The organism is Phaeodactylibacter xiamenensis (assembly GCF_965229835.1).
Lineage (GTDB): Bacteria > Bacteroidota > Bacteroidia > Chitinophagales > Saprospiraceae > Phaeodactylibacter > Phaeodactylibacter xiamenensis.
Genome location: NZ_OZ245931.1, coordinates 2301350 through 2319379, shown reverse-complemented (window position 1 = coordinate 2319379; position 18030 = coordinate 2301350). Strand labels below are relative to the sequence as shown.

Annotated in this window: 12 protein-coding genes; 7 read left to right on the top strand and 5 right to left on the bottom strand. The window is 49.7% G+C overall.

The window, feature by feature from the left end:
- Nucleotides 1–94 precede the first annotated feature (94 nt).
- Entirely contained in the window at nt 95–2776 is a 2682-nt protein-coding gene (locus tag ACO08I_RS08565; protein ID WP_421949063.1) for a T9SS type A sorting domain-containing protein, read from the top strand.
- A 90-nt stretch (nt 2777–2866) separates the two neighbouring features.
- Here ACO08I_RS08565 and ACO08I_RS08560 read toward each other — a convergent pair whose 3' ends face one another.
- Nucleotides 2867–3769, bottom strand: coding sequence for a histone deacetylase (locus tag ACO08I_RS08560; protein ID WP_421949062.1), 903 nt, complete (start codon nt 3767–3769; stop codon nt 2867–2869).
- A 146-nt stretch (nt 3770–3915) separates the two neighbouring features.
- Here ACO08I_RS08560 and lysS point away from each other — a divergent pair, with 146 nt between their 5' ends.
- Nucleotides 3916–5460 carry a lysine--tRNA ligase gene (lysS, locus tag ACO08I_RS08555; RefSeq protein WP_421949061.1) on the top strand — a complete coding sequence of 515 codons (1545 nt, stop codon included), beginning with the start codon at nt 3916–3918 and terminating at the stop codon, nt 5458–5460.
- Nucleotides 5461–5527: 67 nt separating this feature from the next.
- Here the strand turns inward: lysS and ACO08I_RS08550 are convergent, their stop codons facing one another.
- The gene (locus tag ACO08I_RS08550; RefSeq protein WP_421949060.1) at nt 5528–6919 is read right to left on the bottom strand and encodes a hypothetical protein; all 1392 of its coding nucleotides are present in this window, start codon (nt 6917–6919) and stop codon (nt 5528–5530) included.
- A 159-nt stretch (nt 6920–7078) separates the two neighbouring features.
- On the opposite strand from ACO08I_RS08550, the gene ACO08I_RS08545 reads away from it, so the two are divergent.
- The 3 genes from ACO08I_RS08545 (at nt 7079) to ACO08I_RS08535 (ending at nt 11780) form a co-directional block, all read left to right on the top strand.
- On the top strand, nt 7079–9967 hold the full coding sequence (locus tag ACO08I_RS08545) for a DUF7619 domain-containing protein (protein ID WP_421949059.1): 2889 nt from the start codon (nt 7079–7081) through the stop codon (nt 9965–9967).
- A 3-nt stretch (nt 9968–9970) separates the two neighbouring features.
- Nucleotides 9971–11044 carry a hypothetical protein gene (locus ACO08I_RS08540; RefSeq protein WP_421949058.1) on the top strand — a complete coding sequence of 358 codons (1074 nt, stop codon included), beginning with the start codon at nt 9971–9973 and terminating at the stop codon, nt 11042–11044.
- Nucleotides 11045–11132: 88 nt separating this feature from the next.
- Nucleotides 11133–11780 (top strand): hypothetical protein, encoded by a 648-nt coding sequence (locus tag ACO08I_RS08535; protein ID WP_421949057.1) that lies wholly within the window; start codon nt 11133–11135, stop codon nt 11778–11780.
- Between the two features lie 5 nt (nt 11781–11785).
- Here the strand turns inward: ACO08I_RS08535 and ACO08I_RS08530 are convergent, their stop codons facing one another.
- Nucleotides 11786–12205, bottom strand: a complete 420-nt coding sequence (locus tag ACO08I_RS08530) for a hypothetical protein (RefSeq protein WP_421949056.1) — start codon at nt 12203–12205, stop codon at nt 11786–11788.
- A 97-nt stretch (nt 12206–12302) separates the two neighbouring features.
- The gene (locus tag ACO08I_RS08525) at nt 12303–13436 is read right to left on the bottom strand and encodes a hypothetical protein (RefSeq protein ID WP_421949055.1); all 1134 of its coding nucleotides are present in this window, start codon (nt 13434–13436) and stop codon (nt 12303–12305) included.
- 92 nt (nt 13437–13528) lie between these two features.
- On the opposite strand from ACO08I_RS08525, the gene ACO08I_RS08520 reads away from it, so the two are divergent.
- Nucleotides 13529–14143 carry an RNA polymerase sigma factor gene (locus ACO08I_RS08520; RefSeq protein WP_282774872.1) on the top strand — a complete coding sequence of 205 codons (615 nt, stop codon included), beginning with the start codon at nt 13529–13531 and terminating at the stop codon, nt 14141–14143.
- Nucleotides 14121–15128 (top strand): hypothetical protein, encoded by a 1008-nt coding sequence (locus ACO08I_RS08515; protein ID WP_421949054.1) that lies wholly within the window; start codon nt 14121–14123, stop codon nt 15126–15128. Before ACO08I_RS08520 ends, ACO08I_RS08515 begins: the two co-directional genes overlap by 23 nt.
- Nucleotides 15129–15131: 3 nt before the next feature.
- Here ACO08I_RS08515 and ACO08I_RS08510 read toward each other — a convergent pair whose 3' ends face one another.
- Nucleotides 15132–17990: a CHAT domain-containing protein gene (locus tag ACO08I_RS08510; RefSeq protein ID WP_421949053.1), complete on the bottom strand. Its 2859-nt coding sequence runs from the start codon at nt 17988–17990 to the stop codon at nt 15132–15134.
- Nucleotides 17991–18030 lie beyond the last annotated feature (40 nt).

The following is an 18030-nucleotide window of genomic DNA, read 5'->3' as shown; positions in this document are numbered from 1 at the left end:
TCTGAAGATTTTTGACTCCAAAGGGTAAGATTTTCCCGATTCCTGTGATATAGCGATGAGGGCTTTTTTGCCAACGCACATAAACCTATAAGTTATGAAACTCCAATCCTTTATTTTACTGCTGACCTTTACCATTTTTACGAGCCTGAATGCCCAGACTGCCTGGGAACGCACTTTTGCCAAAGCCGGGTATGATTTCAAAGACTATTCTATCACTACCGCAGGGGACGGTTCAGAGGATCTGCTGCTTGCGGGTACTCTTCATAATAAAATCACAGACGAATATCAGGCACACGTCATCCGAATTGATGATACGGATGCATCCATTATCTTCGAGCAAACCTACCAAATTGGGAGTGGTACCTGGGCGATGAGTATAGCCCCATTTCTTGCTGGCGGGACAGCCGGGTACGCTGTCACCGGATACGCAGAGATTGGTGGCGTGCGGCGTACAGTCATCTTTACTATTGACGGAACGGGCAGCCTGCAATTGAGCCGGGTGCTGGAACAGGGAAACGACCCTAACACCAACGGCATGGGGCTGCACATCAAAGCGACGCCCAATGCCACCGGGCAGGGCTTCGTTTTGGTGGGGATGATCCATGACGACCTGGGCTTGTCTAGTCTTCAGAATACTGAAAAACAAGGGTTTTGCGTTAAGCTTGACCAAAGCCTGAACGTCACGTGGGAGCAGTATTTCGAAGTGCCGCTTGGGAATATGTACCTCCGGGATTATGACGTCGCTTCCCATGTGACACTGACGGATCAGGGGTATTTTATCACCGGTGGCAAGAATATCCTGACAGGGTTCGGGTTGCAGCGGCAGGGCATCCTGGCGCTTATGTTGGATGCAAACGGCACGGAGCTTTGGGACGCCAGCTACTACACCGGCAATGCCATTGATAACGGAGCAAGTGCTTACTACGATCAGGCGGCGCAGCAGGTTTATGTGCTGACCAATATCTCGGTGACTCACCACCTGGGAATTAGTGTATTCGATGCAGCGACCGGAGCCCTGGACAATACCGCTTCTTTTGAGTCCTTTTCCACTAATTTCGACCTGGACAAATACGGGCACACTATGATCAAAGCTCCCTTTGCGGATAAGCTGCTTATACAGGGCCGGGGGCGCGACGGGCAGTGGGCCGACGATGAGGGGCGGGGGCAGCCGGCTTTTTTGGTAGATTATGACTTGTCCACACAGACATTTGGAGTCCATTATGCCGAGACTAATGTTTCACAGGCCCTGAATGGCGTAATCACAGCAGCGCCTTTCTTCTCCGGGGCACTACGTACCTTTTATTACCCGCAGTCGCTGGTGAATATCAATGCACAGCATAGCGCAATGGTCTCTTACACCGGTGCGCAGGGGCAGGATGTCGGCCTGATCGTCCGGCAATTTGCCCACTCAAGTCCTGACGAATACCTTTTTTGTGGTGCAAGAGATACAATGGTGCTCGATACGGTGAGGGAAGCCAGTGGGGTTACAGGGGATCCCTTTGCATACAACAGCCCGGCTTCCGCCGAAATGATGCCGCCTATGACAGTCGCATCCGAAGGCACTGGCCTGGATACGCTTTGCTTCAGTGGTGAACAGGAGTTCTCTTGCGAAGGCAATCTGGTGCAAAATGGGGATTTCGAGACCGGCACACCGACCACCGGAGATGAGGATATTACGAATGCAGCCAACTGGGGCGGCATTTGGAGCAATGCCGGCGCTGGTGCCAGCTCGGCGGATTTCTACAGTGACCTGACGGGTGTACCTGCATCACTCACGGCACCTCTACCGCTGTCTCAGGGTCAGTTTGCCGGTTTTTGGTCGAGGATACAAGGAGGGGATATCTATCGGGAAGGAGTGCTCAATGAACTGAGCACTACAATACTGCCCAACACAGGTGTCTACGAACTGGAGTTCAAAGTAGCCTGTCTGTTCTCGCCCAACACCCCTGCCTCACTGAGTATCTTCCTGGCCAATGGCAGCATCAACGGAGGGGCAGCAGTTACCAGTGGCACGGCCCCGCTCAATACGGCTTTATTCGCTGATAGCTGGGAGGTGGTTGTGGAACCTATACTCTCCGGTTGCGACAATAATTTTACGACCTACACTTATATCATTGATTCCAGCGACCCGGCATTCCCGGCTTCCGGTGCCAATGCCCTGTTTTTTACCCGTACTGATGGCGTACAGCCCGGGGCTTATCTGGCGCTCGACGATGTATGCCTGCACAGCCTCTGCTGCCGGGACGAGATGGCTTTCGAAAACGCTGTGCAAAATGGCTTTTCCTATACTACAAACGGGCATATTGCCACTCTCGACAATCCGCTGCTGGCCCATTGTGCCGAGGTCCTCATCGATTGGGGCGATGGGCAGACAGAGCAGGTAAATGCGGGTGACCTGGGCGTTACCCATACTTACGCTACGAGCGGAGCTTATATCGTACACATTACGGTACTGGAGTACGGTGCTGATGGGGCAATCTGCTTTGAAGACGATATTTGCATGGGCCTGACAGATGCTCCTGACCTGGCCCCGCAGGATAGTGGCTTGAGGCTCTTTCCCAACCCCGCTGTCAATCAAATATACTTGCAGTGGAATGCAGCAGGCCATTTTGTACAGGGGCAGCTGTTCAACACCAACGGCCAGGCTGTGCGTACCTTCAATGTACAGGGACAGCAGGCTACGGTGGGCTTAAATGGTTTGCCTTCAGGCCTGTATCTGGTTCAGCTTCGGACCGGTGAAGGTCGTCAGGTCGTCAGGAAGCTGATTAAAGAGTAGTCCCTGTATTTTCCAAACTTGGTAAAGCATTAATATCCTAATCAGGTAGCAGTAACATTATGGGGCTGTTACCTGATTTTATATTTGCCCTTAAAAAAACACCTCCTCCGCCACCCGGAATGTATTCGCATGCGCCTCTACAATATGCGCCAGCCGCTCGGAGTACCCACCGCCCATGCTGATGGCAACCGGCAAATTATTAGCCTTGCAGGTTTTGAGGACGAATTCATCGCGCTCCCGGCAGCCCTGCAGGCTTAGGCTGAGGCGGCCGAGCTTGTCGGAGTAAATCACGTCCACCCCGGAAAGGTAGAAGACCTGATCGGGCTGTACTTCGTCAATAAGGCGGGGCAGGGTTTCGCGCAAGGCCTTGAGGTAGGGGCCATCCTCGGTTTTGTCGGGCAGCCCGATGTCGAGGTTGGATGGGACTTTGCGGTGGGGGTAGTTTTTCTCGCCGTGCATGCTAAAGGTGAAGACCCGGTCGTCATGCTGAAAGATTTGCGCGGTGCCGTTGCCCTGATGCACGTCGAGGTCGACCACCAGTATCTTTTGGGCAATGCCGTGGTGAAGCAGGTAATTGGAAGCAATAGCGATGTCATTGAACACACAAAACCCCTCGCCTTTGTGGGTGAAGGAGTGATGCGTGCCGCCCGCCACATTCATGGCAACCCCATGTTGCCGTGAAAAAAGCGCGCACTGTACCGTGCCATTCGCAATATGCCGCCCCCGGTGGATCAGCTTCTCCGACATGGGGAAGCCGATGGCACGGATCTCCTTTTTACTCAGCGTTTGAGTTTTGAGTTTTTCCCAGTACGCCGCATCGTGCGTCCACAGGATTTCCTCCTCCGTCAGTGGGTCAGGGTGGAAAAACTGATCCTCCGAGACCGTCCCTTCGTACAGCAGCTGCTCCGGGATGAGCTCGTACTTGATCATTGGGAACCGGTGTTTCTCCGGCAGCTCGTATTTGTAGATAGGGGAAAAAGCGATTTTGAGCATAATTCTAATTAGCAATCAGAAGAATGAACTCATAAGAGTGGCAGAAGGTTTACAACCATATATTTCTGCAATTTTTTAATTAACACTACTTTTGCAGCTTTATTTAGCCAGAGGGGCTAACTAACAAAAAATCAACGCAAAACCACATGCAACTCAGCGAACAGGAAATCTTGCGCCGGGAAAATATGGAGAAACTCCGTGAGCTCGGCATCGACCCTTTCCCTCCCGAAGCCTTTGACGTGACCGCTTACGCCAAAGAAATCCAGGAAGAATTCAATGACGAGGGGGATAAACCGAATTTCCAGGATGTAAGCCTCGCCGGCCGCCTTATGGGCAGCCGTGTCATGGGCAAAGCTTCTTTCGCTGAACTGCAGGACAGCACCGGCCGTATTCAGGTCTATATTGCCCGGGATGAAATCTGCCCGGGGGAAGACAAGGATATGTACAATAAGGTCTTCAAAAAGCTGCTGGATATAGGCGACTACATCGGGGTGAAGGGCCATGTGTTCCGTACCCGAATGGGTGAAATTACCGTGCATGTCACGGAGCTTACCGTACTGGGTAAAACCCTTTCTCCACTTCCTGTGGTTAAGCGGGACGAAGAAGGCAACGTCTACGATGCTTTCACCGACCCTGAGCAACGCTACCGGCAACGCTACCTCGACCTGACGGTGAATCCGCATGTGAAGGAAATTTTTCTCAAGCGAAGCCGGTTGGTCTCAGCCATGCGCCGTTTCTTCGATGACCGTGGCTGGCTGGAAGTGGAAACGCCTATTCTGCAGCCTATCCACGGTGGGGCAGCAGCCCGGCCCTTCAAAACACACCACAATACGCTCGACATGCCGCTCTACATGCGAATTGCGAACGAGCTCTACCTCAAGCGCCTCATCGTAGGCGGGTTTGAAGGCGTGTACGAGATCGGCAAAATGTTCCGAAATGAGGGTATGGACCGCACCCACAACCCGGAGTTCACCTCCATGGAGATCTATATTGCCTACAAGGACTACAACTGGATGATGGAGATGGTCGAGAAGCTCCTGGAGTACATCGCCATCGAGGTCACCGGGCACACCAAAGTGGAATACGAGGGCAACCTGATTGATTACGCTGGCCCGTACCGCCGTTTGAGTATGTACGAGTCCATCGAGGAATACACAGGTATTGATATTTCCGAAATGGACGAGGCGGAACTGCGCGCCACCTGCAAAAAACTGCACGTTGAGGTAGATGAGAGCATGGGCCGCGGTAAGCTAATCGATGAAATTTTCGGAGAAAAAGTAGAGGCCAATCTGATTCAGCCCACCTACATCACCGATTACCCCATCGAGATGACGCCACTGGCGAAAAAGCACCGCAGCAAGCCCGGCCTGGTGGAGCGCTTCGAGCTGTTTGTCAATGGCAAGGAAATTGCCAACGCTTACACTGAGCTGAATGACCCGATTGATCAGCGGGGGCGCTTCGAAGAGCAGCTTAAGCTGGCCGAGCGGGGCGATGAAGAAGCTATGGCGCTGGATGATGCCTTCCTGCGGTCGCTGGAATACGGGATGCCCCCGACCTCAGGCCTCGGTATCGGTATTGACCGCCTGACCATGCTCATGGCCAATCAGCATTCCATTCAGGAGGTATTGTTCTTCCCGCAGATGCGCCCGCAGAAAAAGCAGGAAGAGGCACCGGAGAATGCTGCAGAGTAAGCAATAGCCATCCTAAAAACAAAAAGGCAATGCCATTTGGCGTTGCCTTTTTGTTTACCTGAAAGCGTCAATCCAATTTGTTCAGTAGCCAGGCACGTTCCGCCGTGGCAGGCGCCGCTTGTATGTCCGCTTTGAGTTGAGCTCTGCCGCCTTTATCGCCTTCCGGCAAATGGAGGAGCCGCCGGGTGAACTGCAATAATGCCTGATAGTGAGACCGGTGGTAACCCATTCCCTTTTGGCGGCGGATATAGACCTCGAAGCTGTCCAGAAGCGCAAAAAGCGCATCGTATTCTTCCAGTTCATAGTAAGTTCGGAGCAGCATCGTACGGGCATTGAGGTTGTACAGCACATCGGAGAACGTAACCCGCCGGAGCAGCTCCATTGCCCGAGCGTAAGCCCCCTGCCGAAAGTAAAGAATGGCGAGGTTGTACCGGTACAGGTTATCGCGCTCCAGGTCAGGCAACGCATGCCGGTAGTCTTCCAGGAATTGCTTTGCCCATTCCCATTCCTGCAAGCCGATAGCCAGCATGAGGATATTGTTGTAAGTGAATTTGGACAGTACGCCTTCTTCAACGAGCAGTGACCGCTGCAGGGCCTGTTGGTAAAGCTGCAGAGCCTGACGGATGTAGGGCTTCTCCCCCTGATTGAGCCGCTGAATGCAGTAGTTGACAGCCAGCAGATAAAGGTCACGGGCTTCTGCCGGAGGAAACTGCTGCCAGTGGGCTTCAATGTGGAGTAACAGCTTGCTAAAGTAGGTTTTCTCCTTCGGATTCGATAGAGCCAGGTAGGCATACCGGTAAACTACTACCGCCGGTGGGAGCTCCTTTTCTGTACGGTCCAGGTGAGTCAGGATACCTTGCAATAGAACGGGTTCATAGGCTTCCTGTGATACCTTTTGTGCCGTCAGTATGGTGCAGCTGTGGCGGAGGAGGTCTGCAATATAGTAGGTGGTCAGGGCTTCTGTGATCTCTTCAAGGTTCATCCTGCCGCTGCGGCGCTGCCGATGGTCATACTCGTATTTTTCCAGTTGGTACTGGTATTGCTGAAAGTGATATCCTGCATTACGCACCTGGGCTTTGTCCAATTGCTTTTTCCACTTTTTACTGGCAGGTTCGAACAAGCGGGGGAGCTTACGTTTGCGCAGAGCACGGGTGAGATAGGGCTGAGATGATTCCAATTCAAATTCACGCTGCACCACAAACTGTTTCAGCAACTTGAACAGGAAATGCATGACCGCATTCATCCGGCCGTCATCGTAGGTAGTACCCGGGAACAAGTGGGCAAAAGCCGCCTCTTTGGTGAGCAGAGCGCCTTCCGCTTCGTTGGCGTGCAGGTATTCAAATAAGCGGACCACATCCTCACGGCTGTTGAAGTAAGGCGAGTGCAAAAACCGGCGCAATCTGCGGATATCGTCGCCCCGGATCGACTGAAAGAGGTAAAATAGTTTACTATTCTGCATGGTACTTCAGAACTTGTAAAGACGGATACTAAATTTTTTATAAGCAGAAACCGTTAAAATAAAGGAGTCTGAAAAATGGGTTCTAAATTATTGATAATATTTGTCTTTGCAAAACCTGCCCGAAATCCGCACCTTGAGGTCATAAATCGTGAGTAGCTTATGAAAACATGGATATATACACTGCTGACAGGGATAATTTTAGGAATCACCTATCCTGTTTTACTGGGGCAGGGCTGGGAAAAGGAACACGGCAATTTACCCTTGAATGCCATTGGTTTGTCGAATGGGAAAGTAGCCTTCTGGCAATACGATTCTCTTTTTATCACGAGTGGGGGCGGACAGATTCAGGCTCGTACAAGCATGCGCTCTGAGGGTGCCGTACCCAACGATCAGGGGAATATGGATGAGGCTGCTGTAGAGCTGACGGATGGAACGATTACTCAGCTGCGTGCTATAAGTTCAGTCATTACTGCTGAAGAGGGAGAAGCTGCTTTGCCTAAAATTTTCCTCCGTAATATCAATCAGGACGGGACGCTAAATTGGGTGAAATTCCACACTATGCCGGAATATGCGCCCGATGTTTCCTATGAGTTTGGAGAAATTCATCTGGACGATGAAGGCAACTATTATGTTCCCGCAATATTTCGGCTTAGTTCGGATACCCGCCGCCCCTTGTTAATTAAGCTGGATGACTCCGGAGAACTGCTGTGGGTGAAGAGTTACCATCAGGAAGTAGGTAGTCCGATTCCCGGCCCGGCAAGCTTATTTGGAAAGCGCGGATTTTACCAGATGGAAGACGGAAACCTGGGTTACGTTTTGCAGATATCGGCTTCAGCCCGGTTGCTGCGTCTGGATACGGCAGGCAATATACTGGATATTGTTACCCTGGATTTTGCTGAGTACGGCCCCCTCTTGGTACACTCTACGGTAGTAGGTTTTGATATCATTGCACTGCGCCGGGAGCAGCTGCTGGAACCACTGCCAAACGGTAACTGGCGAAAGCATACGCTATCGCGTTACGACCCTTCCGGAGCGTTAATTTGGGAGCGCCCTTTATCGCCGGAATTCGAGTTGACAGGCAGGTCTTTGCTAACCCTGCAAAATGGGCAGGTACTAGTGCTGTCCCACCATATCGATGGGGGGATTCATTTGTCCTGGATCGATCCGGAGTCAGGGGAAAACGTGAAAACACAGCACTTTGAGTCTCTGATCCGCCGTTTTGCCAGAACGGTTTCAGAAATGCCAGGCGGCGGATTGATTCTCGCTGGTGATTTAGACCTTCCGGGCGGCACCAATATTGACCGTGGCTACCTGTTGCGGCTGGATCAGCGCGGGCGGATCTTCGAAAGCCAGATACAGGGCACCGTCTTTGAAGACCTGGACCAGGATTGCGGCCCATTGGTGGAAGTGCCTTTACAAAATTGGATTGTTGGATTTGAGGGCGGTTCCAACCGCTATGCCTTGACCGATTCACTCGGGCAATTTGTCCGCCGGCTGAATGCCGGCACTTACAATCCGGTGGTTTACCCCATGGGCCCGTACTGGAGCGTATGCCCGCCAACGCCTGGCCTGGGCGTTAGTGCGGAGGATACTCTGGAGGTGCAGTTTCCGGTGCAGGCCCGGGTGGAATGCCCGGATATGCACGTAGACATTTCTGCCCCTTTCCTGCGGCGTTGTTTTGAAAGCCGGTATACGGTACGGTATTGCAACCGGGGTACTTTGCCAGCAGAAGACGCCTACATCGAAGTTGAATTGGATGATCAACTGTCATACCTTGGGGCTGATAAACCTGGTATGCCGCTTGAGGATCAGGTTTACCGGTTTGACATCGGCCGGGTGGATGTTGGAGTTTGCGGCAGGTTCACTATTAATGTGGAAGTCGATTGTGAGGAGACTATGCTGGGGCAAAGCCACTGTACTACCGCCCGGATTTATCCCGATTCCATCTGCTTACCCTCAGAAAACTGGTCAGGCGCAAGTATGGAAGCCACAGGCGCTTGTCTTGGTGATTCGGTACAGTTCACGCTGAAAAACGTTGGTACAGCACCTTCCACACCCAATCTGGAGTACCTTGTGATTGAAGATCAGGTGATCTTGCTGCAGGGCAATTATGATGAACTGGAGCCTGGGGAAGCAACCCTAATTACTTTGGCCGCCAACGGAGGGACTTACCGGATCGAAGCTGAACAGGAACCCAACCATCCTGGCAATGACCATCCTACGGCCACCGTGGAATTTTGTGGTCCCTTCCCCGACCCTGAAAGCTTAGGTTTTGCCACCCAATATTGGGAAAATGATGGCGATGCCTCGGTTTCTATTGATTGCCAGCAAAACATTGGCGCTTATGACCCTAACGATAAGCGGGGCTTCCCCACAGGCTACGGGCAGGAGCACTTCATAGAGCAGGGGCAGGAGTTGGAATACCATATTCGCTTTCAAAATACCGGTACGGACACAGCCTTCACCGTGGTCATTGCGGATCGAATCTCGGAAGCGCTGGATTTGACGAGCATCCGTCCGGGCGCAAGCAGCCATCCTTATACCATTAGCATAGAAAAGGACCGGCACGTGGAGTTCCGGTTCGAAAACATCTTATTGCCCGATAGCACCACCAACCTGGCAGAGTCAGTTGGTTTTGTGAAATTCAAAATTAGTCAAAAGCCCGGGCTGCCATTGGGTACCGAAATCCGGAATCAGGCCGCGATCTATTTTGATTTCAACGAGGCTATTCTGACGAATACTACTCTGCATACCCTTGGCAGGAACTTTATTACCTTAGCAGAGCCACCAACGCCACCAGATCCCGGGGAAGCAGACTTAATCGTTGGACCAAACCCATCATCCGGGCCCATGGTTTTTCGCTGGTCAGCGGCTGTAACCGGGCACCTCCGTATTTTTGATGCCCTGGGCCGGCAGTGCTTTAGTTCGGAAATAACGGGGGAAACCTTTGAACTTTCTGGAGAGAAATTTTCAGATGGGCTCTACATTTATGAGTTTGCTCCGGAGGAGGGAGCTACCATAACCGGTAAATTCATCATTCAAAAATAAGCTATGAGAACTACTTTCCTGGCCTACGGGCTGATAATCGCCACACTTTCTTTACTCAGCTGCGAAAAAAAGAATGCTATACCTCTGGCGGAGCAAGTACAGGTTTCACGTCCCCTGTTCGGTTGTGATGCGTACGAGGCTTTCGACCTGACGACATTGAGCTCCTCCCTGTTTTTCGATGAAATGGCTCAATTCGGTCCCTACTTCTTGTACGGAGGGCTGAGCAGTTTACAAATCCGGGAGGGGTACAGCGGTCCAATAGTAGCTGAGGTTGGCAACCATCGGGCAACCCACTTCCATTCCTACAATGACAGGATGTTCGTCTACGGTACAGATGGGATTTATGAATTATTGAGCAACGGCAATTTGGTGCAGCGGACTTCGGTGGGTTTCTGGGACTTGGAGACGACGCCAGAGGGGTTGCTTATTGGAGTACCCTTTTCAGATTCCTGGAGGATTATGGCTATAGACCCGGTAGACTTTACATTTCAACCTTACCTGACAGAGTATCCCCGGGGCCGTTGCGTAACCCTGGGCGATCTTCATTTCAGTGCTGACGGCAGCCTTTGGGCGGTGGATTGCGATAATGAATTGCTCCAGTTTCAAAACGGAGCACTGGTCAGCCGGGAAATTGCCGGAGAGTCGGACTTTTGGGGGGAAGGAGACAATTATCCACTTGACGACAGTATTTTTTTCCTGGATTATCAGGGGCGGACGATAGCAGTGACCAAATGCGGGTTTCTTTTCTATGAAATTCTGGAATACGATGGAACGCAATGGACGACCCTGTTCAGGGTCAATTACGAGGATGAAAATTTATCCGAAAAAGCATCGGAACTGCTCCGGGGGGCACCAAATGAGGCAGTAATCAAAGGCCAGCACCTTTACGTAATGACCAATCGGGGCATCCATGAGTTTGACTTGGAAAGCGGCTATGAAGACCCGATGGAAGCTGTGCTAAACATAAAGGACCCCGGGTTGGCGCAGGATGCATCCTATGAGCTGTTTCAGGATGATCAGGCAGAATGGTATGTATTGAATACCCAGAAACGGGTAGTCCGGTTGGGCTGTGAATAAGAGCAATGGGTTGAGCATTCGTCGAAAGCAGTTGGTACGTGGAATGGATTTTCGTAAGTTTGGTATCTAATCAAAAATCGCAATCACTATGCAAACCCGAAAACTGATTTTCCCACTTCTTTTCCTGGCGGCCGGTCTTCTGACTTCCTGCGGTGGCAGCGAAGATACTTCCGCATCCAATGAATCCATGGAGGCCTCCACCTCTTCCGAAGGCACATCTTCTGACGACCCGGCGGCAACTATGGAAAAAGCCATGAGCGATGCCATGAAGCAATTAGGCGGAGACGGAGAAACCAAAGAAGTGGTGGACTTCCGGGAACTAAAAGCCCTTTTGCCAGAGCGTATTGCGGGCATGGACCGGACCTCGCACACCGGGGAGAAGGTAGGTGCTATGGGCTTCAAAATGTCAACAGCACAGGCAGAATACGGAGATGGGGATCAATCTCTGGAGGTTTCTGTAATCGATTTTGCAGGCGTTTCCATGATTTTAGCCAGTACTGCGGCTTGGGCGTCAGTAGAAATTGACAAAGAGACCGACAGCGGTTATGAGCGGACCACAACGATTGACGGCTACAAAGCCTTTGAAGAATACGACAGCAAGCGAAAGGAAGGGCAGATCAGTATCATTGCCGAAGATCGCTATATCATTACCATTGAAGGCCGGAATGTTGAAGAAGGTGCTCTGCGCGAAGCCCTTGATGCCGTAAGCATCGATAAGCTGAAAGGCCTGGAATAGAAGTGTTATTCGGACTTCGCGGCCTCCACCCGCTCCAAAATGCGGTGAAATTTTAGCAAGTGCTGCGGGTCAGCCTCATTGTAAATACAAAGTATCAATGTACTCCTCTTCCGGCGGTCTTGCGGGAAGAGGATTTTTATAGGGTTATGCACGTAGCCATTGTCTTCAAACATTAGGATTTGTTTGTTGCGCGTCGGCAGGCGGAACAGCCTGAGCTCATCGGCGTCTTTAGGCAGTGGCACGTCTTCGTACCCTTCTTCCGCCAGAAATTGCCGCACCATCTCATAGGTGCTTTCGAGGCGGGAACCCCCGAAAACCGTCCGGTACTCGTATCCATCACTCTCACCGCCGAGGTAATCGCTGCCCGACGGCGGAAAATCATCGCGCAAAGGCATGGTCGTGGCTTCTGATTGAAATATAGTCATAACAAAAGTACCGCTCGTAGTTGAAAGTTTCCTCAAAAAAACGAAATTTCTAACAAATTGTGTAAGGAAAGAAGGGTTTAAACCAAAAGTGTAGATGTCATCGGTCGCAACCTTCCACCATAACATAGTCAAAGTAGGCGGGGATATCATCACCGGAACTTGGGTAAGTACTGGCTTTTACGCCGTTTCCCAGGCATGCTAAACCAATGTAAGCAGGGGAGAAGTGCAAATTGCCTTTTTCAAACGAAGTGAACCCCTCAATACTGTCATTGATGATATAGGCGGTCTGGTAATGGCCGGGAGTAATTTTTATTTTCAATCTAATTTCTTTTTCAGCTAATGGCAGCTCTCCTTTGTCGTATATCTGAACTCTTAGCTGCTCGGTAAAGTGTACCGTCCTTCCATTCACCTGATTGAAAATTTGAATTCCTCGGTTATTGTGCACCCGATGGGTTTTTGTGCGGTGTTCAAAAATAGTGTCGGGGCCTAATACGGCAAAGGAAAACCGGATATTATTGCTCCTGTTCAAATTGGAGTCCAGGAGGTATATGGCTGCTTGTTGGTAACGATTGTAAGGGTTGAAATCTACAATTTTTACTGTAATCTCACAGTGCGTACAATCCAGTTTTCTATAAACAAAGTTATGGACTGTGGAGTCAATCAGGTTGCTGGAGTAGTCTCCATATTGGGTGAATAAAGTTAAAGACCCATCTCTAATTTGATTCCAGTAAGTACTGTCAAAATCAATAATTTCCCAGCCGCGGTGCTGTAGCTCTGCAGGCGAATTGGTGTGAAACTCTTCCAGCCAGATATGCTTCTCTGATTTTTTGGGTTGCATTGAGAAAAGAACTGCTGCTAATATTGTGAAGCACACAGGCAGCAGGATAAAAACCAGCTTTTTCTTTCCCTGATCATCAGATAAAGCGCCCGATGGCGTTTGGTTTTCTGCAACGTTGGTTTCCCGCTGTTGGCAACGCTCCAGATAATCCTGAAAGGTAAAGGGGTTACCCTGAGAGCCGCCAAGCAGGAATGTAGCGTAAATATCCAGCGTTCTGGGGCTGGGCTTATTGCGGTCCTCAATCAGGTTGCGAATGGTGTCTTTAGACAGGAGGAAGCCGGTCTGTTCTTTGATGGCATAACAGATATCCCGGTAGTAGTGGTTATGTTTTACGATCGATTCGTTGCAGAAAACCTTTTTCCAGAGGTCTTTTTTGAGTTGTTCGTTTGGCATAGGTCAAGCCTGGAGTTTAGTTTTTCAGGGTAAAGTACCTGGTATCGTTTCTTCGGTGACCCCTTTTGGGCCTGTTTTTTTAAATTTACAGGATGAAAAACCCTCCGAGTACTACATCATGGGGCTGGTATACGGCGCTTAAACGCTCTGATAAGCGCGCTTCGGACTATTTGGTGGATCACCTTCTGCCAATTGTAATCAGAAAATTAAAACCCTTTGGTGCACAAAAGGCGGATGCTGAAGACGTATTCATGGATGTTGCGGAGTCCATTTTTCGAAGAGTCAGAAAGACGGAGCACGCCTTTTTTGACGAGGAAAAGTTCCAGGCTTATTTTGTTCAGGCTTGTGTTTGGTGTTGGCTCAAAAAATCCGGCAGGAAAAGCCTCTTTTCAGAGGTCACCAATCATGAAATGGAGGTACTATTCACAGAACAGGATATTGTACAGGAACTCATAGAGACGGAGCAGTCTAAGTTGTTTTGGTCGGTTTTTCATAAAATGGGAGAAGCTTGTCAGCAGGTACTTCGGCTTTTTTTTATTGAAGGGGCATCCCTTCAGGAAATTGCAACGGAAATGGGGTACAAATACCAATATGCCAAAAAGAAAAAGTACACATGTTATCATAAGTTGGTCGAGATGATTGAGCAAGACCCGCTATACACGGAGTTAACAGATAAAAAGGAATATGGCAAAACCGGAAGAAAATAGCCGTCGTATACAAGATTACCTTAATGGGGAAATGCCTGAAGCAGAGCAGCTGAGCTTTGAAAAGTCATGCGCTGAAGATAAATCCCTTGCTGATGCCCTGGCTTTGCATCAATCGGTAGCACAAACCTTGAAAGATAAAGAGGCATTAGCTTTTCGCCATCAGTTGGAGAGCCGTATAGCAGCCTCACGGCCATCAGGGGATACTTCAGGCGGTAAGCCTACTTCCTCCCAGCGTAACGTACTGCTGCTGTTGTTTATCCTGGCGGTTTTGACTGCAGCAGGCCTGGTCTTTTTTGGCGATAAGGAGCAGCCTCCCCTCCCGGAAACGATAGCGGAACCGGAGGTTGCCGCCCCGGCTCTACCCAATGATGCAGGAGAAAAGGTTCCTGATCCATCTACGCAGATAGTCGGCGAGGAGAGGATCCCACCCAATGCTCAGGATGCGTCTAATGTCAAAAAGCGTATAGCCGCAGGCTCTGCAAGCGGGGAGAAACAAGCTCAGGCTTTTGGCAATCCGGCTTACCAACAGTTAGCCCTTTCGGAATACAGGGCCACAACTTTCGTATTCCGTGGCATTAATGCAAACAAGGAGCCAACCGATACCGCACAGCAAGCCCTGCTCTTGTTTGCGCAGGCTAATGCAGCGAAAGATGCTAGCGAACAGGAAAACTACTTGGAACAGGCCCTTGAAATACTGAACGATAACCAGGTGGCCAAAGACCAAAGGCTACTGCTAACCCGCGCACAGGCTTACTTCCAAATGGGGCAGTACGCACAGGCTGCATCTGACTTCAAAGCCCTGCAAAACAGCTTCATCTACGGTGGGGATGCCGATTGGGGGCTTGCACTTTGCTATCTGGCACAAATGCCGGCTGAGGCCGCTGCTTTTCAGGATGCTATGTCCTTCATGCTGAAAGATGATTCCCATAGCTTTCATGCTAAAGCCTCACAGCTCAGCAAACAGGTGGAAGCTATAGAGGAATAGAAGTCAGTCAATTGGGCTCATATCCCCAATGGCGATGATGCCGCCCCAGAAGAAGGGGTGGGATTGGAAGCCGGGTGTTTCTGCCAGATAATTTAGCTTAGCGTTTCTAAGTGCTTCGCTTTTATTTACTCCCTGCTTCAGTTCCTTGTGGAAGTTTAACATTAGTCTGCTGGTTAGTTGATTCTCCATTGGCCAAATACTGGTTACCGCACTCTTCGTTCCTGCGTGGGTGAATGCGCGGGTGATTGAGATAATTCCTTCTCCTTTTAGAAACTGGCCATTTGCTGTTTCACAAGCGCTGAGAACCACCATTTCTGTATTCATACGCAGGGCTAATAGATCCTCCACATATAGCCTGTTGGTTTTACTTTTCGGTGAAGCTGTAAATGTAAGGTAGGACTTTTCCCCCCACAGTGTATCCGATTGTCCATGGGTGGCTATGTGAAGTAATTTGTAGGAAGGCATTAGGGAGCAGAATGCTTCTTTTGTTGCTTCCTTGCCTGTGATTACATCTCCTTTCCATAAACTGGCTATTGCATATGCCTCTTCTTCGTTATCAAGTAAAAAAGAAGATTCAGAAGTTAGTCCATCGCTAGTGCTATACTTCGAATAAGGTAAATTACTTAAGGGTACGGAAGGGGCTACAGCAAGCATACTTTTGGGGGATAAGGGGCCGTTTGCACGTAGCATCTGAGTTTCAAGTACTCGTAGACTAAAAGCATATCCAATTTTTTTGTCTTTTATCCAGTAGGGGTAACTGACAAAGTTTTTGATATTTTTTGGAGCTTCTGACAGCAGTAGGCCAAAAGGAATAAACTGTAGCTTTTCATCGGGTATGATGAGAGGTTCCTCGGTTATCCTGTCCTCAATTGGACGAATAAGCTGATTGTAGAGGACATGGGCACTATGAATATACTGTCTGGTAAGCGTTTCAATATCTGGTTTGCTGCTCTGTCCTCGGGCGGAAAGGAAGTAGGCATAGATTCCGTCTTGCATATTTGCTATGACTTTATCTATATCGCTTGTTAAAGGTATGGAAATAAGGTCAACCTCATCTTTACGGATAAGAAAGATGAATATTGAGGAATCCCCGATATAGTATTCTAGAATGGTCTGCGAAGACTGCTCTCTGATAAAGAGTAGCTTCTGGAACCGTTCCACCGCCATGTCCCGCCCCAGCTGAAACCGGTCTTCGTAATATTTGGCAAATTGGCTGGCATAGGTAGCCTTGAGGCTTCGAAGAGCTTCTTGTTGTGCGTATTGCTGATCGAGAAGGCCTGCCTTTATTTGCGGGTCGGTTGAAGCCTGAATTTCGCGATCGAGCATATTTAGCTGTCGTTTGATTTTCCATTCCAGCACCCTAAGACTATCGGGCACGCGATAGACTTCTTTTTGAGAAAGGTCTTTTAATTCGCTAAAGAGATTAACAGATTTGTTCCACTCACTAATGGACAATGCTATGTTATAAGCATCTAAATCACCGGTCTGCCGATAGAGAGACGCAGTTGTATTTACGCAAATATTTAGTGTTGGTTTTAGTTTAAGCCGCATAGCTCTTGATGCTTTGGCGTTGTAGGTGTTACGATGAAGGTATTCAATTGAAGCGGCTAAAGTCCCGCAAGGTTTACAGGAATGTTGAAGCATATCCTGCGATAACTCTTGCTCCGAGAGCAATCGGACTTCGGTTTCCAAAGCTTGAATGAGCAAAGGGAAGTAAGAAACATCAGCCAAGCTTAATTTGTCATCTGGATCGAAAAGTATAGCCTGATAGGTGGTGTCGATGTACTTTAGGGCCAGAGGTAGTTCCCCTTTTGCTGCATAGTATTCTGCCAGCCCCAGGTAGGCAAACCCTGTCATAAAGTGCTGCAGGCCCAGGCTAAAGAGCCGGCCGTTCCGTGCTTTTGTCAAATATGGCTCTGCAAGATCGTACTGGCCAAGCTGCGTGTAATTCCTGCCCAGCTCAAGATAATAAGTACAGGTAAAAGGGTGCAAGACACCCAGTTCTTCTTCTGATATCTTGGCCCCCTTTTTTAACAGAGGTATCGCTTCTGCGTGCCGTTGTTGATCGAAAAGCAAAGATGCCATGTTGTTAAGAACATTAGCTGTAGCGCTGCTCTTTGACCCCGATATTTTTAAGCTCAGTTCCAGGGCAGCCGAATAGTACTTTCCTGCCTGTAGGGTATCGCCCTCTTTTTGGTAGAGGTAGCCAATATTATTCATTGCATTAAGCACCCTTTTTGATTCGGGACCTTCCCATTTAATATACTCTTGCAAAGCCTTTTCTACGTATACTCTTGCAGAGCCTTGATCCCCCATAGCTGAATAGGTCACGGCTATGGTATTATACACCTCACTTATGTCAATGCTAAAGCCAATAGCTTCCCTCACCTCCAAAGCCTTAAAAGAATACTCAAGTGCCTGCTCATTGAATCGGAACCGTCCGTAAATTTTTCCTGCCTCCTGATAAGCCAGAGCCAATGGTTCGGAAACCGGCATCCTTTCAAAATAACGAACTGAGTTTTTAATCGCCTGGAGCGCATACTGAAGGTGGCTTTTCTCCTGCAAGCGAGAAGTAAAGTCAAATACAGTATTCCAGGCCTGCGACCAACAAACAGTATCAGAAGATTGGGTAGCTTGATCAAGGTATATATCAAGAACATTTAGCGCCGCCTGGAAATGTATGTCGGTGCTATCCGTACGTTGTGCCTCCCAATGGCACTGCCCTTGCTCAAAATGCAGAGTTAGGGCTGCGGTATCTGGTGATATGCAGGAGGGCGCCTTAGAGCCTGAGTTTTGCCCGTGGCCATAAAGTGGGAGTAAGATGAAGATGGCTATGATGGGGAGTAGGGTTGGGGTTGGCATGGTGGTTGGTTTTTTGATGGGGGGCTTTCTATATTGCTGT